21 protein-coding genes and 1 pseudogene are annotated in these 20,400 nt (G+C 63.6%); 10 read left to right on the top strand and 12 right to left on the bottom strand.

Translation table 11 applies throughout. The features are described 5' to 3' along the window. Positions 1-163: 163 nt before the first annotated feature. Positions 164-1,015: a CAP domain-containing protein gene (locus TU79_RS16175; protein WP_057008908.1), complete on the bottom strand. Its 852-nt coding sequence runs from the start codon at positions 1,013-1,015 to the stop codon at positions 164-166. A gap of 172 nt (positions 1,016-1,187) precedes the next feature. Between TU79_RS16175 and TU79_RS16170 the strand changes: the two genes are divergently transcribed. Next, positions 1,188-1,856, top strand: coding sequence for a GNAT family N-acetyltransferase (locus tag TU79_RS16170; protein WP_057008907.1), 669 nt, complete (start codon positions 1,188-1,190; stop codon positions 1,854-1,856). Between the two features lie 342 nt (positions 1,857-2,198). Here the strand turns inward: TU79_RS16170 and TU79_RS16165 are convergent, their stop codons facing one another. Then, positions 2,199-3,302 carry a DSD1 family PLP-dependent enzyme gene (locus TU79_RS16165; RefSeq protein ID WP_057008906.1) on the bottom strand — a complete coding sequence of 368 codons (1,104 nt, stop codon included), beginning with the start codon at positions 3,300-3,302 and terminating at the stop codon, positions 2,199-2,201. Between the two features lie 70 nt (positions 3,303-3,372). Between TU79_RS16165 and TU79_RS16160 the strand changes: the two genes are divergently transcribed. Continuing rightward, on the top strand, positions 3,373-3,999 hold the full coding sequence (locus TU79_RS16160; RefSeq protein ID WP_057008905.1) for a helix-turn-helix transcriptional regulator: 627 nt from the start codon (positions 3,373-3,375) through the stop codon (positions 3,997-3,999). Here the strand turns inward: TU79_RS16160 and TU79_RS16155 are convergent. Beyond that, positions 3,987-4,367, bottom strand: coding sequence for a RidA family protein (locus tag TU79_RS16155; protein ID WP_057008904.1), 381 nt, complete (start codon positions 4,365-4,367; stop codon positions 3,987-3,989). The genes TU79_RS16160 and TU79_RS16155 overlap by 13 nt on opposite strands. A gap of 185 nt (positions 4,368-4,552) precedes the next feature. Between TU79_RS16155 and TU79_RS16150 the strand changes: the two genes are divergently transcribed. The 3 genes from TU79_RS16150 to TU79_RS16140 all read left to right on the top strand — a co-directional run bounded on the left by TU79_RS16150 (position 4,553) and on the right by TU79_RS16140 (position 6,348). Further along, positions 4,553-5,071: a sigma-70 family RNA polymerase sigma factor gene (locus tag TU79_RS16150; protein ID WP_057008903.1), complete on the top strand. Its 519-nt coding sequence runs from the start codon at positions 4,553-4,555 to the stop codon at positions 5,069-5,071. Continuing rightward, complete coding sequence (locus TU79_RS16145) at positions 5,068-5,982, top strand: FecR domain-containing protein (RefSeq protein WP_057008902.1); 915 nt, start codon at positions 5,068-5,070, stop codon at positions 5,980-5,982. Before TU79_RS16150 ends, TU79_RS16145 begins: the two co-directional genes overlap by 4 nt. A 150-nt stretch (positions 5,983-6,132) precedes the next feature. Then, positions 6,133-6,348, top strand: a complete 216-nt coding sequence (locus TU79_RS16140) for a TOBE domain-containing protein (protein WP_003173733.1) — start codon at positions 6,133-6,135, stop codon at positions 6,346-6,348. Positions 6,349-6,434: 86 nt separating this feature from the next. On the opposite strand, the gene TU79_RS16135 is transcribed toward TU79_RS16140, so the two are convergent. Further along, on the bottom strand, positions 6,435-7,574 hold the full coding sequence (locus tag TU79_RS16135; RefSeq protein WP_057008901.1) for a MalY/PatB family protein: 1,140 nt from the start codon (positions 7,572-7,574) through the stop codon (positions 6,435-6,437). A gap of 168 nt (positions 7,575-7,742) precedes the next feature. On the opposite strand from TU79_RS16135, the gene ggt reads away from it, so the two are divergent. Continuing rightward, positions 7,743-9,473 (top strand): gamma-glutamyltransferase, encoded by a 1,731-nt coding sequence (gene ggt / locus TU79_RS16130; protein WP_057008900.1) that lies wholly within the window; start codon positions 7,743-7,745, stop codon positions 9,471-9,473. Between the two features lie 461 nt (positions 9,474-9,934). Here ggt and TU79_RS16125 read toward each other — a convergent pair whose 3' ends face one another. The 5 genes and pseudogenes from TU79_RS16125 to TU79_RS26975 all read right to left on the bottom strand — a co-directional run. Further along, positions 9,935-11,458, bottom strand: coding sequence for an FAD-dependent oxidoreductase (locus tag TU79_RS16125; RefSeq protein ID WP_057008899.1), 1,524 nt, complete (start codon positions 11,456-11,458; stop codon positions 9,935-9,937). A gap of 85 nt (positions 11,459-11,543) precedes the next feature. Next, positions 11,544-12,080 (bottom strand): AAA family ATPase, encoded by a 537-nt coding sequence (locus TU79_RS16120; RefSeq protein WP_057008898.1) that lies wholly within the window; start codon positions 12,078-12,080, stop codon positions 11,544-11,546. Then, on the bottom strand, positions 12,077-12,640 hold the full coding sequence (gene pnuC / locus TU79_RS16115) for a nicotinamide riboside transporter PnuC (protein ID WP_057008897.1): 564 nt from the start codon (positions 12,638-12,640) through the stop codon (positions 12,077-12,079). The genes TU79_RS16120 and pnuC overlap by 4 nt, the downstream gene beginning before the upstream one ends. Positions 12,641-12,726: 86 nt before the next feature. Then, a complete protein-coding gene (locus TU79_RS26980; protein ID WP_414896193.1) occupies positions 12,727-13,461 on the bottom strand; it encodes a methyl-accepting chemotaxis protein in 735 nt (244 codons plus the stop codon). 123 nt (positions 13,462-13,584) lie between these two features. Then, positions 13,585-14,271, bottom strand: a pseudogene (locus tag TU79_RS26975) (cache domain-containing protein); the annotation flags it as partial. Positions 14,272-14,581: 310 nt separating this feature from the next. On the opposite strand from TU79_RS26975, the gene TU79_RS16105 reads away from it, so the two are divergent. Further along, the gene (locus TU79_RS16105) at positions 14,582-15,412 is read left to right on the top strand and encodes an undecaprenyl-diphosphate phosphatase (RefSeq protein WP_057008895.1); all 831 of its coding nucleotides are present in this window, start codon (positions 14,582-14,584) and stop codon (positions 15,410-15,412) included. Beyond that, positions 15,409-15,792: a DUF1294 domain-containing protein gene (locus tag TU79_RS16100; RefSeq protein ID WP_057008894.1), complete on the top strand. Its 384-nt coding sequence runs from the start codon at positions 15,409-15,411 to the stop codon at positions 15,790-15,792. Before TU79_RS16105 ends, TU79_RS16100 begins: the two co-directional genes overlap by 4 nt. Here the strand turns inward: TU79_RS16100 and TU79_RS16095 are convergent. Together TU79_RS16095 and TU79_RS16090 are read right to left on the bottom strand one after the other, a co-directional pair. Further along, complete coding sequence (locus TU79_RS16095; protein ID WP_057008893.1) at positions 15,781-16,131, bottom strand: MmcQ/YjbR family DNA-binding protein; 351 nt, start codon at positions 16,129-16,131, stop codon at positions 15,781-15,783. The genes TU79_RS16100 and TU79_RS16095 overlap by 12 nt on opposite strands. 2 nt (positions 16,132-16,133) lie before the next feature. Next, positions 16,134-17,042 (bottom strand): LysR substrate-binding domain-containing protein, encoded by a 909-nt coding sequence (locus TU79_RS16090; RefSeq protein ID WP_057008892.1) that lies wholly within the window; start codon positions 17,040-17,042, stop codon positions 16,134-16,136. Between the two features lie 126 nt (positions 17,043-17,168). On the opposite strand from TU79_RS16090, the gene TU79_RS16085 reads away from it, so the two are divergent. Together TU79_RS16085 and TU79_RS16080 are read left to right on the top strand one after the other, a co-directional pair. Further along, a complete protein-coding gene (locus TU79_RS16085; protein WP_057008891.1) occupies positions 17,169-17,780 on the top strand; it encodes an FMN-dependent NADH-azoreductase in 612 nt (203 codons plus the stop codon). A 219-nt stretch (positions 17,781-17,999) separates the two neighbouring features. Beyond that, on the top strand, positions 18,000-19,037 hold the full coding sequence (locus TU79_RS16080) for an alpha/beta hydrolase family protein (protein WP_057008890.1): 1,038 nt from the start codon (positions 18,000-18,002) through the stop codon (positions 19,035-19,037). On the opposite strand, the gene TU79_RS16075 is transcribed toward TU79_RS16080, so the two are convergent. Next, complete coding sequence (locus TU79_RS16075; protein ID WP_057008889.1) at positions 19,031-20,203, bottom strand: MFS transporter; 1,173 nt, start codon at positions 20,201-20,203, stop codon at positions 19,031-19,033. The two genes, TU79_RS16080 and TU79_RS16075, sit on opposite strands and share 7 nt — an antisense overlap. Positions 20,204-20,400: the final 197 nt, after the last annotated feature.

Here is a 20,400-nt window from a genome sequence, read left to right as displayed (position 1 = left end):
CACCTTATCTGCCACGGTTCGAGTATTGCCTGAAATGTCAGGTCGCCAGCTACAGACCCGAATGATCGTCGCCAGTTCAGCGCAATTATCTACTAGATGGCACTTTGATTCTCTATCCAATCGAATAGATAAACATCAGGTTTTTTGGGCCGCCGCCCAAGGATCACTGGGCGGCAAATACGGCGGTCCAGTAAATGCCCGCGTCGCTTTTCGGGTCCATCGCATAAGCGGCGCCCAGTTCGCGAAATTGCGGGTTCATCAGGTTGGCGCAATGGCCAGGGCTGGCGAGCCAGCCGTCGACCACCTTGCGCGGCGTGTCCAGGCCGGCGGCGATGTTTTCGCCGATGTTTTTTGCGATATACCCGGCCAGTTCGGCGCGGTCGCCAGGCGTGCGCCCGTCGTGGTCCAGGTGGTCGAAGAAGTTGCCGTTGGCCATGTTGCGCGTATGGCTGTTGGCGGCGCTGGCCAGGGTTTCGTTCCACGACAGTGGCGTGGTGGCGGCGAAGGCCTGGGTGCCGCACTGGCGCGCTTGTTCGCGGGCGGCATTGATCAGGTTGAGCACTTGCCGGCCTTCGGTCTGCCAGTCGCCGAGGCCGCTGGTGAGCAGCGGGCGGGCGAGCACGATGCGCCAGTCCTGGCCGCTGTTGCTCACGCCGATATCGACAAATTGCGGGTCCAGCACCACCCGGCAGAAACTCTCACGCACCGCCTTCATCGCCGCCTGGGCATCCCTGGGGCCGGACAGGCTGATGGCCTGCACATTCACCATCGGGTAGGCCGCACGGGCGAGCGCTTGCTGCAGATCGCCGACATTGTTGGCCGGCAGCACCAGCCGCGTGTCGCTGGCCAATGGCGGCAGCTCCTGGGAACCCTGGTCGCCGCAGCGCTGCACCTGGCTGCGGTACTCGTTGATCTGTTGTACCAGCTGACTTTCTTCATTCGCCATCGCGCTGGCGCAGAACACCGTACTGGCGGCCAGCGTCGTGAGACCCATCATCAATGACAGAACGCGCATGGACGTTAACCCTTGAACTTGAAAGTGCCCATGATGCGCGATGTAACCCGGTCTGGTGCAACGCCTTTTTTGTTTTTTTGCGTCAGCGGTTGTTTGCGCACGGCGTGGGGCACTGACCGGGCGGCTACGGGTACAATTGCGCCAGCCTTGAAGTTGAATCCCAGGAATGTGCATGTTCAGCCTTACCCGCTACACCACGCCGTGCCCCGAGCCGGTCAATAGCCAGATTGTGCAGATGGTGGTGGACAACCTTACCGACATCAGCAGCGTTGCGCTGCCGCCGAGCAATCTGCTCTACAACCTCTATCAGTACGCCATCGGCTTTGAGGTGCACCTGTACCTGGAGGCATTGAACGGTGAGAAGGGCATTGCGGTTGAGTTGATCGTGGCCACCGACGATAACGATCCGGAAAAGGTCATCGGTTTTCTGCTGTACCTGCCGGTGAAAAATGACCCCGAGGCCTGCGGCGTGGCCTTTATGGCGGTGCAGGCCGGTCGGCGGCGGCAGGGGGTGGGACGCGCGATGATGGGAGAAGTGCTGGCGCGTTATCCCCACGTGGAACTGGGGTGTGCGGTCGAGAAGGTGGCGGTGTTTGAGGCCATGGGGTTTCAGGTGCTGGGCGCGCGCGGAACGCAGGTGGTGATGAATACCCGCGATTACGGCACGGATGGGTTGATGGGGGTGCTGGATGTGGCGTCCATCTATGGCTCGCTGGAGGTGCGGCAGATTCATGCGTACCTGCTTCAGAAGCATGGCAAGCGGGCGATGGTGGATGCGGAGAAGCAGCGGGATCGGCATCTGGATCAGTTGGAGCGCAAGGTTCGGTTGTTTTTGGGGTGATGGGAATGGATCAATCGTGGAAGCGCGCTTAACTGACTGGCATTAAGGCAAGCCAGCTTTTATCAAACACAAAATAATTTATTGAATGTAAAACCTGAAGTTTCAGGCAGCTACATTCCTGTGGCGAGCGGGCTTGCCCCGCGCTGGGCTGCGCAGCAGCCCCAAAACCCTGTTCTGCGCAGGGTCAGGTACGCCGCGTTTTTGTTGATTGGGGGCGCTTCGCACCCCAACGCGGGGCAAGCCCGCTCGCCACAGAGGCCCCAGTTCGCTGCGCGACAGCGCCAAGTCGAAGACTTGGCGGGGCCTCCACAAAGACCGAGTCAGATTGATTGGATCGTCGTTCTACCAGCCTCGCAGGCGAGGCCAGTCCTGGCGTTGGCCGTTCTCCAGCAGCGCGCTGTAGCTGCCGAACTGGGCGCCTGTTGCGCAGGCGTGGTTGGGCAGGATGCGCAGGCGTGTGCCGAGTGGAAAGCGGGTGACCACGTCGAGGTCGGTGTGCGCGAATTGCGCCACGCCGTGTTCCTGGTTGGCGCTGCCCAGCAGCAAGCCGGCGATGGGCTCGCCGTGCTCATCACAGACCTGGCCATAGCCGAAATCGTGCTGTTGGGATTGAGTGCCACGGTCACGGCTCATGGCCATCCAGCCGGCATCGGTGATGATCCAGCCCTTTTCCGGCTGGTGGCCGATGACCGTGGTGAGCACGCTCAAGGCCAGTTCGTCGAGGCGGCATACGCCGATGTTGTGCATCACCAGGTCGAAAAACGCGTACACGCCGGCGCGCAATTCGGTGACGCCGTCCAGGTTCGCCGCCGACAACGCAGTGGGCGTGGAGCCGACGCTGACCTGGGGGCAGGGCTGGCCGCTGGCGCGAATGCGCTGGGCGGCCTCAACGCAGCGCGCGCGTTCCTGTTCGGCGATGGCCTGCAAGGCGTCGGGGGTGTCAAGGCCGTAGCTTTCCCCGGCATGGGTGATGACGCCGGCGAGCCTGTCGCCGAGCACGGCGGCAATGTCCAGCAAGAGCGGGGCCTGCGGCTTGACCCCGGAGCGGTGGCCGTCGCAGTCGATCTCGATCATCACCGCGAAGGTCGCGCCGTGTTCTTTGCCGAAATCGACGATGGCGCTGGCTCCGGCAAGGCTGTCGGTGATCAGCGTCAGCGCGCAACCACGGCGCCACAATGCCAGCGCCTGGGGCAGTTTGTGCGGGGCAATGCACACGGCGTACAGAATGTCCTCGATACCCAGTTCGAAAAAGTACTCGGCTTCCTTGAGCGTCGACACGGTGATGCCGCGAGCGCCGGCGGCGAGCTGCGCGGCCACGACTGGCGCGCATTTATGGGTTTTGACATGGGGGCGCAGGTGCACGCCCAGGCTGTCGGCGCGCTGCTGCATGCGCTGGATATTGCGCTGCAGTTTGACCGTGTCGAGCAGTGCGGCAGGGGTGTCCATGGTTGCAGCTCCACAAAGGGGGACGGCAGCCAAATTGACGGCCTGTCCAGGACTGGATATGTTGTCTTGCATGAAAAACCTCTCTCTCGAACACACTCACCTGATCAGCCAGCTCGAACAGATTGCCGAAGGCTTGAGCAAGACCTTCAGCCCCTTCTGTGAAGTGGTGCTGCACGACTTGCGCGACCCACAGCACGCGATCCTGGCCATCCATAACAACCTCTCCGGGCGCCAGCCCGATGACCCGGCCACCGAGCTCGGGCTGGCGCGGATCGCCGATCCCGATTACCCGCAAGTCATCGCCAATTACCAGAACCAGTTTCGCGACGGGCGCCAGGTCAAAAGCACCTCGATCGGCATCAAGGACACCAGCGGCCAGTACGTCGCCGCCTTGTGCATGAATGTCGACCTGTCGCTGTTCCGTGGCTTGCAGGGCATGCTCGAACAGTTCGGCAGCGTCGGCGCTGACACACCGGGCGAGTCCCTCGACCCGTCCGGCGCGGATGCCATCCGTGCGCGCATCGATCAATTCGCCGCCCGCCTGGCCACCACCCCCCGCGCCCTCAAGGCTGCTGATCGTCGCCTGCTGATGCAGGAGCTCAAGGACTCGGGCTGCATGGACGTTCGCCGTGCCATGGAGACCGTCGCGTCGCACCTGGGCGTGTCGCGCGCGGCGGTCTACACCTACGCCAAATAGCGCGCCACCGCTTCGATCTCGATCAGATAACCATGATGCAATGCCGGCACCGGCACCACCGCGCGGGCAGGGCGATGCTCGCCCAGCGCGGCCGCGTAGAGGCGGTCGAACTCCGGCCAGTGCGCGATGCCGGTGACGTACACCGTGACCTTGAGCAAATCCGCCGGGGTGCCGCCGCTGGCGTGCAAGATGGCCAGCAGATTGCCCAGCGCAATCTGCGCCTGTTCGGCAAATGACGCCGCGAAGTTATGGCCGCCGTCCGGGCTGACCGGCAGTTGGCCGGAGATATACAGCGTGCCGTTGTGGCCCACAGCCTGAGCATAATGACCTGCGGGCGCAGCGGCGTCCCGGGTGTGGACAGTCTTCATGAGACCTCGCCGATCAAGGTGGTTATCCAGTACTTGGATAAAATATCCATAACAAGACAAATAGTAAAGACAACTTTCCAGACCGATTCCTAAACGGTCTGTTTAAAAGATCGTGGTATGCCAGCGCGATATTAAATAGAATGAATCTCATTTGAGACTCAATCGCGCCGTGCAGGTGGTTTGCCATGAATGATGCCGTTGTCCCCACGCACGCCCTCGAACCGACCTTGTCGAGCCTGTATCGCGATCATCGCAGTTGGCTGGAAGGCTGGCTGCGGCGGCGCCTGGGCAATGCCTGGGATGCGGCGGACCTGAGCCAGGATACGTTCCTGCGGGTATTGGCCAGCGCGCCGCCGATTGCGCAGATGCAGGAGCCGCGCGCGTACCTGGTGACGGTCGGCAAGCGGCTGCTGGTCAACTTTCATCAGCGGCGCAGCTTGGAACAGGCGTATCTGAATGCCCTGGCCAGTTTGCCGCCAGCCTGCGTGCCGTCGCCCGAACAGCGCTGGCTGCTGCTGGAAACCCTGCAGGCACTGGACGAACTGCTCGGCGGGCTGCCCGCGCCGGTGCGCCGCGCCTTCCTGTGGAGCCAGCTCGAGGGCCTGGGCTATCGCGAGATCGCCGAGCGGCTGCAGGTGTCCGAGCGCACGGTGAAGCGCTACATGGCCCAGGCCTATGAACATTGCCTGCTGGTGGACGAATGAGCCGCGAGGTCGCGCGGGCGGCGGCGCACTGGTTGGCGCTGGTGGAATCGGGCGCAGCCACCGAGGGCGATCACGCCGCGTTGCAGCAATGGCGCGACAGCCATCCGCAACACGAACAGACCTGGCAGAAAGCGCAGTCTCTGCGTCAGCGGTTCAGCGAGTTGCCCCAGGCGCTGGCGCTGGCCAGCCTCGACCGTGCGCAGCCAGGCCGGCGCGCCGTGCTCAAGCGCGCCCTGGGGGTGGCGGTGCTGGTGCCGACCGCCTGGCTGATCAGCCGACAGCTGCCCATCGAAGCCTGGCGCGCCGACCTGCATACCGCCACCGGCGAACGCAGGCGCCTGCCCCTGGCCGAGGGCGCCAGCCTGCAACTCAATACCGCCACGGCGGTGGATGTGGACCTGGCGCGGCGGCATCTCACCCTGGTCGAGGGCGAGCTGGCGTTGAACGTGCCGGGGCCGTCAGCCCTGCAGGTGCAGACGCGCTACGGGCGGTTGAGGGTCAGCCAGGCCGACGTGTGTGTGCGGCAACTGGCGAGTGGTTGCCGAGTGTCGGTGCTCCAGGGCACGGTGCAGGTGCGTGATCTGAAGGGGCAGACGGCGACGTTGCACAAAGGTGAGCAGGCCCCGCTGAGCGCGGCTGGCCTGGGGCGCACGGCCCCGTTCGATGTGACGCAGCCGGACTGGCGCGACGGTGTGCTGACCGCGCAGAACCAGCCCTTGGGCGACTTCCTGCGTGAGCTTGAGCGTTACCGCCCAGGCGTGCTGCGCTGGGACCCGCGTTTGGAAGCCTTGCGGGTCACCGGCAGTTTCCGCCTGGAAGACACCGACCGCATTCTTAATCTGCTGGCGCAAACCCTGGGGTTCGAGGTGCAGGCGCGCACGCGGTTCTGGGTCACATTGACCGCAGTTTGATGATCTATTGCTGGCAGGCGAACATCCTTCATATATCCTTATGGTATAAATAAATACTTATATATTCCTTTTTATTTTTTGGTCGCTAGCGCATTTTGAGGGCCTGCGCATTCGTGCGGATTGACCCCAACAGCCAACAGGAAAGCCGACATGACCATTAAAGCGATCAACGTGCGCAACCAGTTCAAGGGCGTTATCAAAGAGATTTTGCTGGGGGAAGTGGTGTCTGAAATCGACGTGCAGACCGCATCCGGCATCGTCACTTCAGTGATCACCACCCGCTCGGTGCGTGACCTGGAGTTGAAGGTGGGCAGCGAGGTGATTGCATTTGTGAAGTCGACGGAAGTGTCCATCGCCAAATTGTGAGGGCCTGCACCCCATTGATGCAGGCGCTCACATGTGCCGTGGCGAGCGGGCTTGCCACAACAGGAGATCACAGAGGTCCACGGGTTTTAGCGCAAGGCCCGTTCCATGCGTTGCAGGCCTTCCTCGAGCATCGACCGTGGGCAGCCGAAGTTCAGGCGCACGAACTGCTGGCTGTGATCGCCGAACTCAATACCGGCGCTCAAGCCGACTTTGGCCTGCTCCAGAAAGAACCGCTGCGGGTCTTCAAGGCCAAGGGCGCTGCAATCCAGCCAGGCCAGGTAAGTGCCTTGTGGCGCGTGCATCTTCACGCCGGGCAAGCGCGTGTTCACCGCGTCGAGCAGGTAGTCGCGGTTGGCTTGCAGGTACTGCTTGAGTGCGTCAAGCCACTCGCCGCATTGGCTGTAGGCGGCGCGGGTGGCTTCCAGGCCCAGGGGGCTGACGCTGTCGACCATGCCGCAACGAGAATTGTTGAAGTGTTCACGTACCTGGGCGTTCTGCACCACGGCGAAACAGGTCTTCAGACCGGCCACGTTGTAGGCCTTGCTGGCCGACATCAGGGTAATGGTGCGCTGGGCAATCTCGGGGCTGAGGCTGGCGGTGGGAATGTGGCGGCGGCCATCGAAGCACAGCTCGGCGTGGATTTCATCGGAGATGATCAGCGCGCCGTTTTCCAGGCAGGCGTTGGCCAGTGCCAGCAGTTCTTCGCGGGGGAACACCTTGCCGATGGGGTTGTGCGGGTTGCTCAGCAGCAAGGCGCCGGCTCCCTTCAGCGCCTCGCACATGGCACGCATGGGCGTGACGTATTCGCCGTCGACCAGCACGAACGGCACTTCGATGCGCGGCAGATTCCAGTGGCCGGGCGCCAGGCGGATCGGCCGATAATTGGGGGTTTGCAGCACCACCGGCTGGCCCGGTTGCACAAACCCGTGCAGCGCCATATTGAAGCCGGGTTCGACGCCGGGCAAAAACAGCAGCTCTTCGGGCTGGACGCGCCAGGCGTACTTGGCCCACAGGTCGGCAATGATCGCCTCGCGCACGTCCGGGCCGGCCACGCTGTAGCCGAGCACCTGCTGGTCGAGCCGCGCGTGCAGGGCTTGCAGCACGGCCGGTGGTGCGGCGATGTCCATGTCGGCGATCCACATCGGCAAAACGTCGTGCGGGTAGCGGTTCCACTTGGTGCTGCCGGTACCGAGGCGGGCGTGGATCGTATCGAAATCAAAGCGCATGGGCGGGCTCGTGTCAGGGGGGCGGACAAACAATGGCGGCGATTCTAGCGCAGGCGCGAGCACGCAGGTTCTATCCCCGACAGGTTCTGTACTAAAAACGCCACCGCGCTGGGGATCGGCGTCGGGAAGGGCTAATTTGGTGCATCTCAATCAGCCGAGTACCCATGGATGAACTACCAACCCTTCAGCCGCACCTTGATCGCCACCGCCACCTCCCTCGTCTTCACCGTCAGCGCGGTGCAGGCCGCGTCCCAGGCCCCGGTCGTCGGTGAAAACGGCATGGTGGTCACGGCCCAGCATCTGGCCACGCACGTGGGCGTGGATGTACTCAAGGCCGGCGGCAACGCGGTGGACGCGGCCGTGGCCGTCGGCTATGCGCTGGCGGTGGTGTACCCGGCCGCAGGCAACCTTGGCGGCGGCGGCTTCATGACCGTGCAACTGGCCGACGGGCGCAAGACCTTTCTCGATTTTCGCGAAAAAGCCCCGCTGGCGGCCACCGCCAACATGTACCTGGACAAGGACGGCAACGTCATTGACGGCCTCAGCGCCAAGGGCCATCTGGCCGTGGGCGTGCCTGGCACCGTGTCGGGCATGGAGCTGGCGTTGAGCAAATACGGCACCCTCAAGCGCGCCCAGGTGATCGCCCCGGCGATAAAACTGGCGGAAAACGGCTTCGCTTTGGAGCAGGGGGATATCGACCTGCTGCACACCGCCACCGGCGAGTTCGAAAAGGACAAGGACCTGCGCGGCATTTTCCTGCACAACGGCCAACCGCTGCAGGTTGGGCAGAAGCTGGTGCAGAAGGACCTGGCCAGGACCCTCAAGGCGATTTCCGCCAAGGGCGCCGACGGTTTCTACAAGGGCTGGGTAGCCAAGGCTTTAGTGGATTCCAGCCAGGCCGGCAAGGGCATCATCACCCAGGCCGACATGGACAACTACAAAACCCGCGAACTGGCGCCCATCGAGTGCGATTACCGCGGCTACCACGTGGTCTCGGCGCCGCCGCCAAGCTCCGGTGGCGTGGTGATCTGCCAGATCATGAACATTCTCGAAGGTTACCCGATGGCCGAGCTGGGCTATCACTCGGCCCAGGGCCTGCACTACCAGATCGAAGCGATGCGCCACGCGTATGTGGACCGCAACAGCTACCTGGGTGATCCGGATTTCGTCAAAAATCCCATTGCCCACCTGCTGGACAAGGACTACGCCGCCAAACTGCGCGCCGCCATCGAGCCGCAAAAGGCCGGCGACTCCCAGGCGATCAAGCCAGGCGTGTCGCCCCACGAAGGCAATAACACCACCCACTATTCCATCGTCGATCAGTGGGGCAATGCGGTGTCCGTCACTTACACCCTCAACGACTGGTTCGGGGCCGGCGTGATGGCCAGCACTACCGGGGTGATTCTCAACGATGAAATGGATGACTTCACCGTCAAGGTCGGCGTGCCGAACATGTATGGCCTGGTGCAGGGCGAAGCGAATGCCATTGCCCCCGGCAAGGCGCCGCTGTCGTCCATGAGCCCGACCATCGTGACCAGAGACGGCAAGGCGGTGATGGTGGTGGGTACGCCGGGTGGCAGCCGCATTATCACGGCGACCTTGCTGACGATCCTCAATGTGATCGACTACAGGATGAACATTCAGGAGGCCGTGGACGCGCCGCGTTTCCACCAGCAGTGGATGCCGCCGGCCACCAACCTCGAGACCTTCGCGGTCAGCCCGGACACGCGCAGGATCCTTGAAAGCTGGGGCCACACGTTTGCCGGCCCGCAGGACGCCAACCACCTCGCGGCGATCCTGGTGGGCGCGCCGTCTCTGGACGGCAAGCCGGTGGGGAAAAACCGCTTCTATGGCGCCAATGACCCGCGCCGCACTACCGGGCTGTCGCTGGGTTACTGACGGGAGCCCTTTGGCAAGCGTGTTTGACGGGGCGCTCCAGATCAAAAAGCAAAAGCGCGGCGGCCTGACAGCCGACCGGAATAGGGGAGTGTAAACACGATCAAATGTGGGAGGCTCCGCCAAGTCTTCGACGTAGCGCTGTCGCGCAGCAAACTGGAGCCTCTGTGGCGAGCGGGCTTGCCCCGCGTTGGGGCGCGAAGCGCCCCCAATCAAAGAAAACGCGGTGTACCTGACACTACGCAGAACAGGGTTTTGGGGCTGCTGCGCAGCCCGACGCGGGGCAAGCCCCGCTCGCCACAGGAATGTGGCTGCCTGAAACTTCAGGTTTTAAAATCAATAAGTTATTTTGTGTTTGATAAGCGCTGCGGTGCGACGATTCGACTTGCCTGCGAACGTGTCGGCCCAGCAAACATTGATGTTGCCTGGCCCACCGCTTTCGCGGGCAAGTCCGCTCCCACAGGTCAGTGCCGGGTCTGACGGATCAGCTCAAGCGCTTCGGTTTTGCCCAGCGGTTGGCGCATGCGCCGGGACAGACGCGCCATGGCCTGCTGATACTGGCAGGCGATCACCGTCTCGACCTGATCGTCGCGGCAGAGCAGGGCGATGAAGGTGTGGCGTTGCAGGTCGCCTACCAGATGCAGGCGGTTCCAGTGTTGCGCATGCCCGAGCACCTCGAAGGTCTTGCCGAAGTGGTAAGTCCAGAAGAACGGCACCTCACTGAACGCCTGCGCATCGCCGAGCATGTTGCGCGCGGCCAGCACGCCCAGTTGCTGGGCCAGGCGCCAGTGTTCGATGCGCACCGGCTGCTGGTGCCAGGCGAAGGTGACGTTGTCGCCGGCGGCCCACAATCCCGGTGCCAGTTGCAACTGAGCGTCGGCGCTCAATGACTGGTCGTCCGTGCGGCTGACGCCGTGAACGAAGGCAGTGGCAGGCTTGACGCCGACGCCCATCAGCACCAGGTCGGCGGCCAGTCGCTTGCCGTTTTTGAGCAGCACGGTGCTGACGGCGCCATGGCCGTCGAAGCGCTCGGGCTCGGTGTTGCTGTGGAAGATCACGCCGTTGTCTTCGTGCAGTTGGCGCAGGGCTGCGCCGATACGTCGGCCCAGCTGCGCCGCCAGCGGTACCTCGTGACGACTGACCACTTGCACCACCAGCCCGCGCTGGCGCAGCGCCGAGGCCGCTTCGAGGCCGATGAAACTGTCGCCGATTATCACTGCGCATGCGCCTGACTGCGCGGCGTCGGCGATGCGCGCGGCGTCGTCGCGACTGCGCAGCACGAACACATTGCTCAGTACCGCGCCAGGGATGTCCAAAGGCTGTGCTGCGCCGCCGCTGGCGACCTGCGCGGCGTCGTAGTCGAAGCGGCGCCCGTCCACCAGTTCGATGCATTTGGCGGCGGCGTCCAGGCGTTTGACTTCGCCGTGAATGCCGAGGTCGGCGAAGCTGTGTTCCTCCAGCAGCGGCGGGGTGTCTTCAGCGGCCATTTCCCCGCTGATCACGAATTTGCTCAAGGCCGTGCGGTCGTAGGCGGGATTCGCCTCACGGTCGATCCACAGCAGGCGCCCGGCGAACCCTTCACGTCTCAGAGTGGCCACGGCCGCCGTACCCGCAGCGCCCGCGCCAATGACGGCGAAGCAGCGTGCGTCGAGGCGTGGAGCCGGCGGTTCAGGCGCGATGGGCTGGTCGCCGACGCTGACCACGCCGGCATTCACCTGCACCGGGTATTGCCTGAGCCCGACCAGTGCCGGTGGTTCCACGACGGCACCGCTGTCCACGGCAAAGGCGGCTTTGTGCCAGGGGCAGATCAGGTGCCCGTTGCAGATCACGCCGTCTTCCAGCGGTGCGCCGGCGTGGGGGCAGTCGGCCTGGAAGGCACGCACCTGGTTGCCGATACGCAGCAGCAACAGTGGGTGGGCCGCCGTTTGCACACGCACGGCTCGGTTTTCGGGCAAATTGATCAGGCGGGCAACGATGCGCAGGTTCATGGGCCAATCTCCTTTAGTAGGTTGACTGGCGATGCGGCAGGCGGACTGCGTCGGTCCGATGGTCGGTAGGCGAAGGAGCGAGCGCCTAGGGGCGAGATGGCTGATCCAGCAATTGATGGACGGCGGCAAACGCCTCGGCGCGGCGTGCTGCCCATTGGCCGCGAATCACCAGGGCGGGCTGCCGGTGCCGTTCGATCCAGTCCAGACTACTTTGGAAAAACGCGCGACGGTCTGCCAGTGCCGGCTGGCAGCGCTGGCCGTCGGCAGTCCAGTCGACGTCTTCGGGGGACAGCAGCAGGTGCAGGTCGTAGTGACGGGCCAGCAGTTCTTCGTCCAGCCAGGCGGGGCAGTCGCCGAACAGGGTCAGGCTCCACAGCCGGTTGGTCAGCAGGTGGGTGTCGAGGATCAACAGGTGCGGCTGCCGGGCACGTGCCGCGTCTTCCCAGGCCAGTTGGCCACGGGCGATGGTCGGTATGTCCGCAAGGGTAGTGTCGCGCTGGTGGTGATCGATGAAGTGGCGCACGTATTCGCCCACCATCAGTCCGCCAAAATGCCGATGCAACTCCGTAGCCAGCCAGCTTTTGCCGCTGGACTCAGGGCCCGCCAACACCACCACTTTCATGGGCGCAACGCCGGGTCGGCGCGCCATTCACGCCAGCCTTGCACGGCGATCACGGTGAACAGCGCGTAGAGCGCGGCCGTGAGGTAGAGCCCTTTATAGAGAAACAGTCCGACGAAGATCACATCCACCGCTATCCACAGCGGCCAGCATTGCACGCGTTTCTGCGCCATCCACATCTGCGCCACCAGGCTGAAGCCGGTGAGGGCGGCATCCAGCCAGGGCTGCGCGGCGTCGGTCCAGTGCGCCATGGCGGCGCCGAGCAGCAGGCTGCCAAGCGCGCCAACCGCGAGGCTCGCCAGGATTGCCGGGACCTTGAGGCTGGTCACCTGGCGGCCCTGCCTGACTTCGCCGGCGCGGGTCCACTGCCACCAGCCATACACTTGCAGCGCGGCGTAGACCACTTGCAGCAGCATGTCGGAATAGAGTTTCACGTCGTAGAACACCCAGGTGTAGAGCAGCACCATCACCAGGCCGATGGGCCAGCACCAGGGGTTCTGCTTGACCGTCAGCCAGACAGCAATCACCCCCAGGGCGGCGGCGAACAATTCAAGCCCGGACATGGCGGTACCTTGGGAGCGTGGAAGAGGGCGGTGATTGTACCCAGAGGTCGCTGATCTACAAAACACAGCCACTCTAAACGGTGACACTAGATCCTGAATTGGCGCAGCAGGCTGTCGAGTTGTTCACTCAACCCGCGCAACTGCGCACTGGCCAAGCTGGATTGTTCGGCCGCCCGCGCGGTGCTTTGGGACAGGTCCGCTGCCTGGGTGACGTTCTGGTTGATGTCTTCCACCACCTGCGCCTGCTGCAGGGTCGCGCTGGCGATCGACGCGTTCAGGCCGTTGAGGTTGTGCAGCGCCTGGCCGATGGCGGTGAGGCTGGCACCGGCCTGGCCGGCCTGCTCAATGGTCAGTTGCGAGGCACTGTGGCTGTCACTGATGACCTTGACCGCCGCGTCCGAGTGACCTTGCAGGCGTTCGATCATGGCCTGGATTTCGGCGGTGGATGTCTGCGTGCGCTGGGCCAGCAGCCGCACCTCATCGGCAACGACGGCAAAGCCGCGGCCTTGCTCGCCGGCGCGTGCCGCTTCGATGGCGGCGTTGAGCGCCAGCAGGTTGGTCTGGTCGGCAATCGAGCGGATCACCTCCAGCACGCCGCCGATCTGCGTGCTTTCGCTGGAGAGCGTGCGAATCACGTCCACGGCCTGGCTGATGGTGCCGGAAAGCTGGTCGATCTGCTGCAGGCTGCTGTCGATATTGACCTGGCCCTGCTGCGCCTGGGCCTGGGCGTCGCGCATCTCGCTGGCGGCGTGTTCGGCGTTTTTCGCCACGTCCTGCACGCCGTAGGTGACTTCGTTGATCGCGGTGGCCACCAGCTCCATCTGCTGCGACTGCTGCTGGCTGCGGTCATGGGCCTGGCTGGCGTTGGTGCCCAGCTCCAGGGACGACTGGCCCAGGGCGTTGGCGCAGGTCTGCAATTGCCCCACCACCAGGCGCAGCTTGGCGGTAAAGCTATTGAAATGTCGGGATAACTGGGTGACTTCGTCGCGCCCGTGGGTGTCGAGGCTGCGGGTCAGGTCGCTTTCACCGCTGGCGATGTTGGCCATGGCATTCACCGCCTCCTGTAACGGCTGCACGATGCTGCGCGCGATCAACAGCACCAGCAGCGCCATCGCCAGCGCGATGCCCAGGCCGATCAGCGAGGCTTTCCACACCTGGCCCTTGAACTCGGCCTGCACGTCGTCCACGTACACCCCGGAGCCGATGATCCAGCCCCAGGGTTCGAACAGCTGGATGTACGAGGTTTTCTGCACCGGCGCTTCGGCGCCTGGCTTCGGCCAGCGGTAATTGACGATGCCAGCGCCTTTGGCTTTGGCCAGGCTCACGAACTCGTTGAACACTGCAAAGCCGTCCGGGTCGCGGATCGCCGAGAGGTTCTGGCCGTCGAGTTTGGGGTTGGCCGCGTGCATGATCATCACGGGCGTGAGGTCGTTGATCCAGAAGTAGTCGTCATGGTCGTAACGCAGGCCACGCACGGCGCTCAGGGCCTGTTTCTGCGCGGCGTCACGGGTCATGACGCCGCTGGTTTCAAGCGTGTGGTAGTAGGTGAGGATGCCGCCGGCGGTCTGCACCACGTGCTGGGTTTGCTGGCGCTTGGCCTGGTAGAGGTCGTCGTGGATCTGCTTGAGCATCAGTACGCCCAGGGTCAGCAGCATCAGTACGGCGACGATCAGGATCAGCCACAGGCGGCGGCTGATCGACATGGTGCGCAAACTGTTCATCGTCCTGTCACTCCGGGCTTTTTATAATTGTGGGTGTTGCATCGACATTTTCGGCGGGTCTGATAGGCTTTCGGCCCGTCAGCGCAAAACCTGAGTACTGTCTGATTTTTCACGGATTTTTTGCAGCCCTGCGGTGCGCGTCAGCGCCGGGTCGTGTCGTCAATGAACCACTTAAAAATAGAAACCAGGCGTGCCGTCGCGCATGACCTTTGGGGGAAGTATGGATTTTTGGACCGCCATTCAGGCATTGATTCTTGGCATCGTGGAAGGGCTGACGGAGTTCCTGCCGATCTCCAGCACCGGCCACCAGATTATCGTCGCCGACCTGCTCGATTTCGGCGGTGAGCGGGCCATGGCGTTCAACATCATCATCCAGCTTGGCGCCATCCTGGCGGTGGTGTGGGCGTTCCGGCGCAAGATCCTCGATGTGGTCACCGGCCTGCCGACCCAGCGCAATGCTCAGCGCTTCACCGTCAACCTGCTGATTGCGTTCCTGCCGGCGGTGGTGCTCGGGGTGGTTTTCGCCGACCTGATCCATCACTACCTGTTCAACCCGATTACCGTAGCCACCGCGCTGGTCGTGGGCGGCATCATCATGCTGTGGGCCGAACGCCGTGAACACCAGGTGCACGCCGAAACCGTCGACGAGATCACCTGGAAGGATGCGCTCAAGGTGGGTCTGGCCCAGTGCCTGGCGATGATCCCGGGCACTTCGCGTTCCGGCTCGACCATCATCGGCGGCCTGCTGTTCGGCCTGTCGCGCAAGACCGCCACCGAGTTTTCGTTCTTCCTGGCGATGCCGACCATGGTTGGCGCAGCGGTGTACTCGGGCTACAAGTACCGCGACCTGTTTCAGCCGGCCGACCTGCCGGTGTTCGCCATCGGCTTCGTCACCTCGTTTATCTTCGCGATGATTGCGGTCAAGGGCCTGCTCAAGTTCATCGCCAGCCACAGCTACGCGGCGTTTGCCTGGTATCGCATCGGTTTCGGCCTGCTGATCCTCGCAACCTGGCAATTCGGCTGGATCGACTGGTCGGCAGCCAACGCATGAGTCTCCAGCACCCACGCCTTAAAGCGCTGATGTTCGCGCTGTTGTGCGCGGCGCCGCTGCTGGGTTCGGTGCTGGTGTGGCAGCGCGGCGAAACCCTGCTGCCATTGGCCGCCTACGCGGTGGTCAGTGTGATGGCGTTCTTTTTGTACTGGAGCGACAAGCGCAAGGCGCAGAGCGAAGGCCGGCGCATCCCGGAAAACATCCTGCACGCTGTGGAACTGGCAGGCGGATGGCCGGGCGCGCTGATTGCCCAGCAGGTGTTCCGGCACAAGACGCGCAAGGTGTCTTACCAGGTGCTGTTCTGGGTGATTGTGCTGCTGCACCAAGTGTTCTGGCTTGACCAGTTGTTCCTTGGCGGCACGCTGTTGTCAGTGCTCTAGCCATAAACCGGGCTGGGTTCGCCTGGGCAGCTTGCTCACCACCAACTGGTGCGAGCGCTGCAACAAGCCGCGCAGTTCCTGCGCGCCGAGCGGGTAGGGCAGATTCATGATGATCCACTGCGCCCGTGCCAGGTACGGCGCCGGGTGGATGCCGGGGCGGTCGACATGGCCGAGGAACAGTTCCTTGTCGACCTTGAACGCCAGCGAGTCACCGCGCAGGTTCTGCAGGGCGAACATCTTTTTGCCGGCAATCGAAAAGACGCGCACGCCGCCCCATTTGTAGTCTTCCCGCGCGCCGGGCAGGCTCAGGCAGAACTGCGCAACTTGCGCTTCGGTCATTGTCATAGCAAGCGGTCTCCACAGCCTTTGAAACCTTCATCCAGGTAATCGATCCACGCGCGAATCGCCGGCAGCACGCCGCGCCGGTGCGGGTAGACGGCCTGCAGCCAGCCGCCCGGCAATGACCATTGCGGCAGCAGTTGCACCAGACGGCCGCTGGCCAGTTCCTCTTCGCAATACATCATTGGCAGCACGGTAAAGCCCAGGCCCATGACGGCGCTGGCCTTGCGCACGATAAAGTCGTCGATGCCCAGGCGCGCCTCCATCACCAGATCGTGGGCATTGCCCTGTGGGTCGAGAATGCGCTGATGGACCATGCGGTCGGCTTCCAGTGCGCCGAGTATCGGCAGCTGCTTCAGGTCTTCGAGAGTATTGACCCGCCGCTCGCGCATGAAGCCTGGGCTGGCCACCAGCACGGTCTGGGCCTGGCGCAGGCGCTTGGTCACCAGCAACGGGTCTTCATCGCCCAGCTCGCGCACGCGCAGGGCCACGTCGATGCCTTCGGCCACCAGGTCGACGCGGCGGTTGACGAGCGTCATGTCCAGTTGCACCAACGGGTACGCCGCGAGAAACCCGGCCACCAGTTCCGGCATCATGTGCTGGGCCATGCCCACCGGGCAGCTCACCCGCAGGCGGCCACGGGGTTCGCTGGACATGCTGGCCACAGCCTCGTCGGCCATTTCCGCTTCCAGCAGCATCGCCTGGCAGTGGCGCAGGTAACGCTCGCCCACGGCGGTCAGCGTCAGTTGCCGGGTGGTGCGTTGCAGCAGGCGTGCGCTCAGGCGTTCTTCCAGCTCGGCGATGCGCCGCGACAGCCGCGACTTGGGAATCCCCAGCAGCCGGCCGGCCGCCGCAAAGCCGCCGGCTTCGACGACTTTGGCGAAATAGTAGAGGTCGTTGAGGTCTTGCATCGGGCGCCTATTGTCCTGTCAGTGGGACAAACTATCGCATTTTAGCGGGCTTATCGGCTATTGGTTTCATGCGTAGCATCACCACCATCTGATCGCCACTGTCGATCCCACTCACGGAGATCCACCATGAAACTGTTGCATATCGATTCCAGCATCCTCGGTGACCACTCGGCTTCCCGTCAGCTCAGTGCCGAGGTGGTCAAGGCCTGGCAGACCGCGCAGCCGGGTGTGGACGTGACGTACCGCGACCTCGCCAGCGACGCGATCAACCACTTCTCCGGCGCCACCCTGGGCGCCCTGGGCACCGCTGCAGAACTGCGCGATGCCGCACAGAAGCACGAAGCCGAGCTGAGTGCCGTGTCGCTGGCTGAATTCCTCGCCGCCGATGCCGTGGTGGTGGGTGCGCCGATGTACAACTTCACCATCCCGACTCAGTTGAAAGCCTGGATCGACCGCATCGCGGTGGCCGGCCAGACGTTCCGCTACAGCGAAGCCGGCCCTGAAGGCCTGTGCGGCAACAAGAAAGTCATCATCGTCTCCACCGCCGGTGGCCTGCATGCGGGCCAGGCGTCGGGCGCTGCCCATGAAGGCTACCTGAAGCTGCTGTTCGGCTTCCTCGGCATCACCGATATCGAAGTGGTGCGGGCCGAAGGCCTGGCCTACGGCGATGACGTGCGCAGCAAGGCGATGAGCGAGGCCAGCCTGCTGATCAATGAGCAACTGTTCGCCGCTGCGTAAGGCTTGTGTAAAATTCGCCGCGCTCCGGTATCAATCTGAAGCACGGCGCTTAAACTCTGTATTCTGATCGCCTGAACGCGAGCGGAGTACGGAGTTTTTTCGTTTGCGTGCGGTCCTTTCAATGTGGCCCGGGTTATGCAGACCTTAGGCAGACAAGGGTTCACGAACCCGGGTTTCTCATTCGATGTTGGTTCTCACGCGGCACAGGTGGACATCCCCATGATGCGTCTATGTGCAGTAATGGCTCTTTCCCTCCTCGGCGGCCTGATTTCAGTGCAGGCCGCACCGGTGTCGCTCCCCTATTGGAGTGTGGGTTTCCATCGCATGAGTTTTCTCGACCCGGTGGATCAGCAGCCGATGAAAGCCGTCGCGTTCTACCCCTCCACGGGCATGGAGCACACCACGCAGGTGGGCGCTTACACCGTTGGCGCCACGGAAGATTCCAAGGTCGCCATCGGGCGTTTCCCGATGCTGATGCTGTCCCATGGCAACACCGGCACGCCGCTGGCGCTGCATGATCTGGCCACCTCGCTGGCGCGCAAGGGCTTTGTGGTGGTGGCGGTGCTGCACCCCGGCGACAACTACAAGGACCACAGTCGGCTGGGCACGGTGAGCAACCTGTACGGGCGGCCGATCCAGATTTCCGAAGCGATCACCGCCACCCTGAGCGACCCGATGCTGGCGCCGTTCGTCAATGTCGAGCAGGTGGGGGTCATCGGCTATTCGGCGGGCGGCGAGACCGCGTTGATCCTCGCCGGGGCCAAGCCGGACTTTGACCGCCTGCGCCGCTATTGCCAGGAACGCCCCGAAGACCACGACGCCTGTACCACCAAAGGCGAACTGGTGGTGGACCGTGACGATTTGCAGCCCCATGCCGATGCACGCATCCACGCGCTGATGCTGATGGCGCCGCTGAGCCTGATGTTTGGTCGCCACACCCTGGCGGATGTGCATGTGCCGGTGCTGCTCTACAGCGGTGACGGCGACAAGCTGGTGGCCGTGGACAAGAACGCCGCCGCGCTTGCGCGCAAATTGCCCGAACCGCCGGACTTCAAACTGTTGGCCGGCGCCGGGCACTTTGTGTTCATGGCGCCGTGCGACAGCGATCAACTGGCGGCCATGCCGGCGGTGTGCACCGATGCCGACGGGGTTGACCGCGAGGGCATTCACCGCGACTTGATCTCCGAGGCCGGGCGGTTTTTCAGCCACACGCTGGGCCAGTCCAGCCGGGCCGGTTTGCAGACGGCCGATCAGTAAGCGCGACGCTTGAGCAGCAGGGTCACGCCCAGCGCGCTGACCGACAACAGCGCCGCGCAGAAGAAGATCCAGCCGTAACCCAGGTTCAGCGCGATGGCGCCCATCAACGGGCCGGCAATCGCCAGCGCCAGGTCAAAGAACACCGCATACGCACTCAGGCCCGCGCCGCGACTGCTATTGGGGACCTGCCTGATCGCCTCCACGCCCAGCGCCGGGTACACCAGCGACAGTCCGAAACCGGTCAGCCCGGCACCGAGCAACGCCACGCCGGTTGTTGGTGCCAGCCAGAGCAGAATCAGGCCCAGGGTTTCGATGAACATGCACGCGATGGCGGCGCGAAAACCGCCAAAACGGCTGATGGCGGAAATGAACAGCAGGCGCGACAGGATAAAACACACCCCGAACACCGTGAGGCAGTACGCCGCACCGGGCCAGCCGCGATTGAGGTAGTACAGCGTAATGAAGGTGGTCAGTGTGCCGTAGCCAATCGAGGCGAGGCACAGGCTGGCGCCAAACGGCGCGATGCGCCCGAATACCGCGAGGAAGGGCAGCCGCTCGCCGCGCACCACCGGCACCGAGGGTTTATTGCGGATCAACACCAGCCCGAGTGCCGCCAGCACTGACAGCGCCAGGCCCAGACTCGTGTAGCCATAGTGCGCAACCAGCACCACCCCCAACGGGGCGCCAATGGCAATGGCGCCGTAGGAGGCAATGCCATTCCAGGAAATCGAACGCGCGGTGTGTTCGGCACCGACGGCGCCCATGCACCAACTGATGGTGCCCACCCCGATCAGGCCTTGGGCCACACCCAGCAGCAGGCGCGAGGCAATCAGAATGCCCAGGCTCAGGGACGGCAGGCTCTGCGCCAGCGTGGCAAAAAACGTCAGTAAGCCGCTGAGCAGAATGCCGGCCAGGCCCAGCACAATCGCGCGTTTGGTGCCCACGTTGTCCGATACACGCCCGGCAAAGGGTCGGCTGAGCAGGGTAGCCAGGTACTGCGCAGCAATGGTGACCCCGGCCACCACCGCGCTGAAGCCCAGTTGCTCGTGCACATAGCTCGGGATCACCGCAATGGGCAGGCCGATGCAGATAAAGGCGATGAAGGTGTAGAAGACGATAGAGACGATCTGCAGGGTGATCGACAGAGAGGAGGGGGTGGCAGGCATGGCAACTCATTCGCGGGCGGGCGGTGGCTGCATCATGGCAAGGGCGGGCGGGAAATGAAAGCAGGCTAACTACTTCGTCTGAGGCCTGTCTCATCGAGTGAGCTTCTGTTGTGGCGAGCAGGCTTGCCCTGCGTTGGGCTGCGCAGCGGCCCCAATCAAAAACACCGCGTTCTGGCTGGCAGAATGCGGTGTCTGGT

The sequence above is a fragment of the Pseudomonas trivialis genome (assembly GCF_001439805.1).
Classification (GTDB): Bacteria; Pseudomonadota; Gammaproteobacteria; order Pseudomonadales; family Pseudomonadaceae; genus Aquipseudomonas; species Aquipseudomonas trivialis.
The sequence above is the reverse complement of the archived record's forward strand: the minus strand, read 5'-3'. Positions and strand labels throughout refer to the sequence as shown.

What these genes read in the sequence shown, in the direction of transcription:
- pnuC (WP_057008897.1), bottom strand. Translation starts at nt 12,640, where the DNA reads ATGTCCGGGCTTGAATTGTTCGCCGCCGCCCTGGGGGTGATTGCTGTC.
- TU79_RS16150 (WP_057008903.1), top strand. Translation starts at nt 4,553, where the DNA reads ATGAATGATGCCGTTGTCCCCACGCACGCCCTCGAACCGACCTTGTCG.
- TU79_RS26980 (WP_414896193.1), bottom strand. Translation starts at nt 13,461, where the DNA reads ATGGAGCTGGTGGCCACCGCGATCAACGAAGTCACCTACGGCGTGCAG.
- TU79_RS16170 (WP_057008907.1), top strand. Translation starts at nt 1,188, where the DNA reads ATGTTCAGCCTTACCCGCTACACCACGCCGTGCCCCGAGCCGGTCAAT.
- TU79_RS16175 (WP_057008908.1), bottom strand. Translation starts at nt 1,015, where the DNA reads ATGCGCGTTCTGTCATTGATGATGGGTCTCACGACGCTGGCCGCCAGT.
- TU79_RS16135 (WP_057008901.1), bottom strand. Translation starts at nt 7,574, where the DNA reads ATGCGCTTTGATTTCGATACGATCCACGCCCGCCTCGGTACCGGCAGC.
- TU79_RS16100 (WP_057008894.1), top strand. Translation starts at nt 15,409, where the DNA reads ATGAGTCTCCAGCACCCACGCCTTAAAGCGCTGATGTTCGCGCTGTTG.
- ggt (WP_057008900.1), top strand. Translation starts at nt 7,743, where the DNA reads ATGAACTACCAACCCTTCAGCCGCACCTTGATCGCCACCGCCACCTCC.
- TU79_RS16145 (WP_057008902.1), top strand. Translation starts at nt 5,068, where the DNA reads ATGAGCCGCGAGGTCGCGCGGGCGGCGGCGCACTGGTTGGCGCTGGTG.
- TU79_RS16120 (WP_057008898.1), bottom strand. Translation starts at nt 12,080, where the DNA reads ATGAAAGTGGTGGTGTTGGCGGGCCCTGAGTCCAGCGGCAAAAGCTGG.
- TU79_RS16160 (WP_057008905.1), top strand. Translation starts at nt 3,373, where the DNA reads ATGAAAAACCTCTCTCTCGAACACACTCACCTGATCAGCCAGCTCGAA.
- TU79_RS16080 (WP_057008890.1), top strand. Translation starts at nt 18,000, where the DNA reads ATGATGCGTCTATGTGCAGTAATGGCTCTTTCCCTCCTCGGCGGCCTG.
- TU79_RS16165 (WP_057008906.1), bottom strand. Translation starts at nt 3,302, where the DNA reads ATGGACACCCCTGCCGCACTGCTCGACACGGTCAAACTGCAGCGCAAT.
- TU79_RS16105 (WP_057008895.1), top strand. Translation starts at nt 14,582, where the DNA reads ATGGATTTTTGGACCGCCATTCAGGCATTGATTCTTGGCATCGTGGAA.
- TU79_RS16085 (WP_057008891.1), top strand. Translation starts at nt 17,169, where the DNA reads ATGAAACTGTTGCATATCGATTCCAGCATCCTCGGTGACCACTCGGCT.
- TU79_RS16090 (WP_057008892.1), bottom strand. Translation starts at nt 17,042, where the DNA reads ATGCAAGACCTCAACGACCTCTACTATTTCGCCAAAGTCGTCGAAGCC.
- TU79_RS16140 (WP_003173733.1), top strand. Translation starts at nt 6,133, where the DNA reads ATGACCATTAAAGCGATCAACGTGCGCAACCAGTTCAAGGGCGTTATC.
- TU79_RS16075 (WP_057008889.1), bottom strand. Translation starts at nt 20,203, where the DNA reads ATGCCTGCCACCCCCTCCTCTCTGTCGATCACCCTGCAGATCGTCTCT.
- TU79_RS16125 (WP_057008899.1), bottom strand. Translation starts at nt 11,458, where the DNA reads ATGAACCTGCGCATCGTTGCCCGCCTGATCAATTTGCCCGAAAACCGA.
- TU79_RS16155 (WP_057008904.1), bottom strand. Translation starts at nt 4,367, where the DNA reads ATGAAGACTGTCCACACCCGGGACGCCGCTGCGCCCGCAGGTCATTAT.
- TU79_RS16095 (WP_057008893.1), bottom strand. Translation starts at nt 16,131, where the DNA reads ATGACCGAAGCGCAAGTTGCGCAGTTCTGCCTGAGCCTGCCCGGCGCG.